Below are 5,222 nucleotides of genomic sequence, written 5' to 3' on the forward strand. Positions count from 1 at the left end.
TGGTTTGTTGGTTGGTGTGTGCCGGTAAGGTGTTGGAATACGCATCTTTTTGAATACTGTTTAGTGTTTCGGCTGCATTGATGGATTGGTTGGCATGTGATTGTGTTCAACTTTTTGTCTCCCTTTTTGTGCCCCGTCGGGTTGGGGAGGTAATGATTTTTTCTTTGTAGTAATTTTTGGACGCCAGCATGGGCCTGCTTTTGTGGGTTTGTGGTGGTTTGTTCTTTTGGTTAGGTTTGGGCTTTTCACGGCCTTAATTTTGGAATGTTGTTCTGAAATTTTTCTTTTTGTGGAGAGTTTGATCCTGGCTCAGGACGAACGCTGGCGGCGTGCTTAACACATGCAAGTCGAACGGAAAGGCCCTGCTTGCAGGGTACTCGAGTGGCGAACGGGTGAGTAACACGTGGGTGATCTGCCCTGCACTTCGGGATAAGCTTGGGAAACTGGGTCTAATACCGGATAGGAACCATCTTTAGTGTGGTGGTTGGAAAGTTTTTTCGGTGTAGGATGAGCTCGCGGCCTATCAGCTTGTTGGTGGGGTAATGGCCTACCAAGGCGGCGACGGGTAGCCGGCCTGAGAGGGTGTACGGCCACATTGGGACTGAGATACGGCCCAGACTCCTACGGGAGGCAGCAGTGGGGAATATTGCACAATGGGCGCAAGCCTGATGCAGCGACGCCGCGTGGGGGATGAAGGCCTTCGGGTTGTAAACTCCTTTCGCTAGGGACGAAGCTTTTTGGTGACGGTACCTAGATAAGAAGCACCGGCTAACTACGTGCCAGCAGCCGCGGTAATACGTAGGGTGCGAGCGTTGTCCGGAATTACTGGGCGTAAAGGGCTCGTAGGTGGTTTGTCGCGTCGTCTGTGAAATTCTGGGGCTTAACTCCGGGCGTGCAGGCGATACGGGCATAACTTGAGTGCTGTAGGGGTAACTGGAATTCCTGGTGTAGCGGTGAAATGCGCAGATATCAGGAGGAACACCGATGGCGAAGGCAGGTTACTGGGCAGTTACTGACGCTGAGGAGCGAAAGCATGGGTAGCGAACAGGATTAGATACCCTGGTAGTCCATGCCGTAAACGGTGGGCGCTAGGTGTGAGGGTCTTTCTACGACTTTCGTGCCGTAGCTAACGCATTAAGCGCCCCGCCTGGGGAGTACGGCCGCAAGGCTAAAACTCAAAGGAATTGACGGGGGCCCGCACAAGCGGCGGAGCATGTGGATTAATTCGATGCAACGCGAAGAACCTTACCTGGGCTTGACATACACTAGATCGCTGCAGAGATGTAGTTTCCCTTTGTGGTTGGTGTACAGGTGGTGCATGGTTGTCGTCAGCTCGTGTCGTGAGATGTTGGGTTAAGTCCCGCAACGAGCGCAACCCTTGTCTTATGTTGCCAGCATTTGGTTGGGGACTCATGAGAGACTGCCGGGGTTAACTCGGAGGAAGGTGGGGATGACGTCAAATCATCATGCCCCTTATGTCCAGGGCTTCACACATGCTACAATGGTCGGTACAACGCGCTGCGACACTGTGAGGTGGAGCGAATCGCTGAAAGCCGGCCTTAGTTCGGATTGGGGTCTGCAACTCGACCCCATGAAGTCGGAGTCGCTAGTAATCGCAGATCAGCAATGCTGCGGTGAATACGTTCCCGGGCCTTGTACACACCGCCCGTCACGTCATGAAAGTTGGTAACACCCGAAGCCGGTGGCCTAAACGTGTTAGGGAGCCGTCGAAGGTGGGATCGGCGATTGGGACGAAGTCGTAACAAGGTACCCGTACCGGAAGGTGCGGGTGGATCACCTCCTTTCTAAGGAGCTTTTATTGGGCTGCAGTTGCAGCTAGATACCCACGGTTGTGGGTTGCCCGCTGTGTTTATGGTGGGTTGGTGGTTGAGTAGGCGAGTGTTCTGCTGCCACCGAATTTGGAAATTCCGGGTAGGACATACACCTTAATCAGCAGTACTGAGTGTTGAGACAGTGCTTTGTGACATGCGTAAAAGTGTCCATGCAGTACAGAAATAAGTTTGTGAATAAGTTGTTGGTGCATTGTTGGGTGTCTGGGGCATTATCCCCTTTTGTGTGTGCCTGACTGGTTGATGGATGCCATTCATTGTGGTGGTGTTTGTTGCTGGTTCGGGGTGTTGTGTGAGAACTGTATAGTGGACGCGAGCATCTGCATGATGCCACTTACACGTTGTGTTTGTGGTGTTTGTGTGTGTGATGTGATTTTTCTTTTTGTTTATTTTGTCAAGTTCACTTGTTGCCATTGCATACGGATTGTGTGACCTTTGTGTTGTGTGGTTTGTGTGTGGTGGTTGGTGTGTTCGTTATTTAGGGCGCATGGTGGATGCCTTGGCATGCTGAGCCGATGAAGGACGTGTAAGGCTGCGTTAAGCCTCGGGGAGTTGTCAATAAAGCGTTGATCCGAGGATGTCCGAATGGGGAAACCTGGCCCTGGTTATGTGGGGTTACCCTTCAGTGAATTCATAGCTGTTGTGGGGGTTACGCGGGGAAGTGAAACATCTCAGTACCCGTAGGAGGAGAAAATAATAATGATTCTGCTAGTAGTGGCGAACGAACGTGGATGAGGCTAAACCGTGTGCATGTGATACCTGGTAGGGGTTGTGTGTGCGGTGTTGTGGGGCCTAGCTTTGTGTCATCTACCAGTGGCACGCCCTTTGTGCATTGTTGTTAGGTGAAGTGGTTTGGAATGGCCTGCCGGAGTAGGTGAGAGTCCTGTAGCTGAAGATGATGATGTGGGGGTTGTTGGGTTCCCGAGTAGCAACGGGCTCGTGGAATCTGTTGTGAATCTGCCGGGACCACCCGGTAAGCCTAAATACTCAGTGTGACCGATAGTGGATAGTACCGTGAGGGAATGGTGAAAAGTACCCCGGGAGGGGAGTGAAATAGTTCCTGAAACCATGTGCTTACAATCCGTCAGAGCACTTTTTATTGTGTGATGGCGTGCCTTTTGAAGAATGAGCCTGCGAGTCAGCGGCATGTCGCGAGGTTAACCCGTGTGGGGTAGCCGTAGGGAAACCGAATCCTAATGGGGTGATTAGTGGCATGTCCTGGACCCGAAGCGGGGTGATCTACCCATGGCCAGTGTGAAGCAGCTGTAAGAGGTTGTGGAGGCGCGAACCCACGTAGGTTGAAAACTGCGGGGATGAGCTGTGGGTAGGGGTGAAAGGCCAATCAAACTCCGTGATAGCTGGTTCTCCCCGAAATGCATTTAGGTGCAGCGTCGCATTAGCTTGGTGGAGGTAGAGCGACTGGTTGGTTGAGCGGGACTACAATCTTAGCAATGTCAGCCAAACTCCGAATGCCATCAATTGTGTTGTGCGGCAGTGAGACTGTGGGGGATAAGCTTCATAGTCGAGAGGGAAACAGCCCAGATCGCCGGTTAAGGCCCCTAAGGGTGTACTAAGTGGAAAAGGATGTGGGATCGCGAAGACAGCCAGGAGGTTGGCTTAGAAGCAGCCATCCTTGAAAGAGTGCGTAATAGCTCACTGGTCGAGTGGTTCTGCGCCGACAATGTAGTGGGGCTCAAGTACACCGCCGAAGCCGCGGCAAGCAGCAATTTGTTGTTGTTTGGGTAGGGGAGCGTCGTGCATGGGTGGAAGCGTTACCGTGAGGAGGCGTGGACTGTGTGCGAGTGAGAATGCAGGCATGAGTAACGAATTGTAAGGTGAGAATCCTTACCGCCGGATGACTAAGGGTTCCTGGGTCAAGTTCGTCTTCCCAGGGTGAGTCGGGACCTAAGGCGAGGCCGACAGGCGTAGTCGATGGATAACCAGTTGATATTCTGGTACCCGTACATGTGCGCCCATGATGAAGCACTGATACTAACCACTGCGGATACGCTACCTAGCATTCTTTGAGTGTTGGTGGTGTTGATGTCGTGGGGCCTGATGTGTGGTTCAAGTGATGGGGTGACGCAGTGAGGTAGCCGCGCCACTTATTGGATTGGTGGTGTAAGCGTGTAGGCCGTGTGGTAGGTAAATCCGCCACACAGTGTGGTTGAGGCGTGATGCGTAGACCCTAAGCGGGTTGATGGTGGTGATCCTGTACTGTCGAGAAAAGCCTCTAGCGAGTGCGTGTATGGCCCGTACCCTAAACCGACACAGGTGGTCAGGTTGAAGATACTAAGGCGTTCGGGTGAACTGTGGTTAAGGAATTCGGCAAAATGCCCCCGTAACTTCGGGAGAAGGGGGGCCCTGTGACGTGAAGACCCTTGCGGTTGGAGTGTTGTGGGGTCGCAGAGAATAGAGGGAAGCGACTGTTTATCAAAAACACAGGTCCATGCGAAGACGTTAAGTTGATGTATATGGACTGACGCCTGCCCGGTGCTGGAAGGTTAAGAGGACCGGTTAGTAACTTTTTTGGTTGCGAAGCTGAGAATTTAAGCCCCAGTAAACGGCGGTGGTAACTATAACCATCCTAAGGTAGCGAAATTCCTTGTCGGGTAAGTTCCGACCTGCACGAATGGCGTAACGACTTCTCTGCTGTCTCGACCACAGGCCCGGTGAAATTGCATTACGAGTAAAGATGCTCGTTACGCGCGGCAGGACGAAAAGACCCCGGGACCTTCACTATAGCTTGGTATTGGTGTTTGGTTCGGTTTGTGTAGGATAGGTGGGAGACTGTGAAGCTATCACGCTAGTGGTGGTGGAGTCGTTGTTGAAATACCACTCTGATCGGATTGAGCATCTAACCTTGGCCCATGATCTGGGTTGGGGACAGTGCCTGGTGGGTAGTTTAACTGGGGCGGTTGCCTCCCAAAATGTAACGGAGGCGCCCAAAGGTTCCCTCAGCCTGGTTGGCAATCAGGTGGTGAGTGTAAGTGCACAAGGGAGCTTGACTGTGAGACAGACATGTCGAGCAGGGACGAAAGTCGGGACTAGTGATCCGGCACCTACTTGTGGATGTGGTGTCGCTCAACGGATAAAAGGTACCCCGGGGATAACAGGCTGATCTTCCCCAAGAGTCCATATCGACGGGATGGTTTGGCACCTCGATGTCGGCTCGTCGCATCCTGGGGCTGGAGTAGGTCCCAAGGGTTGGGCTGTTCGCCCATTAAAGCGGCACGCGAGCTGGGTTCAGAACGTCGTGAGACAGTTCGGTCTCTATCCGCCGCGCGCGTTGAAACTTGAAGAAGGCTGTCCCTAGTACGAGAGGACCGGGACGGACGTACCTCTAGTGTGCCAGTTATCCCGCCAGGGGTA

The 5,222-nt window shown here is 52.9% G+C and carries 2 rRNA genes; both read left to right on the forward strand.

Annotated features, from left to right (window positions below):
* Nucleotides 1-286 precede the first annotated feature (286 nt).
* Nucleotides 287-1,805: ribosomal RNA gene (locus ABRP88_RS11210) — 16S ribosomal RNA — on the forward strand.
* Nucleotides 1,806-2,317: 512 nt separating this feature from the next.
* Nucleotides 2,318-5,222: ribosomal RNA gene (locus ABRP88_RS11215) — 23S ribosomal RNA — on the forward strand; the annotation flags it as partial.

Source organism: Corynebacterium sp. KPL2734 (genome assembly GCF_040225595.1).
Taxonomy (GTDB): Bacteria; Actinomycetota; Actinomycetes; order Mycobacteriales; family Mycobacteriaceae; genus Corynebacterium; species Corynebacterium rhinophilum.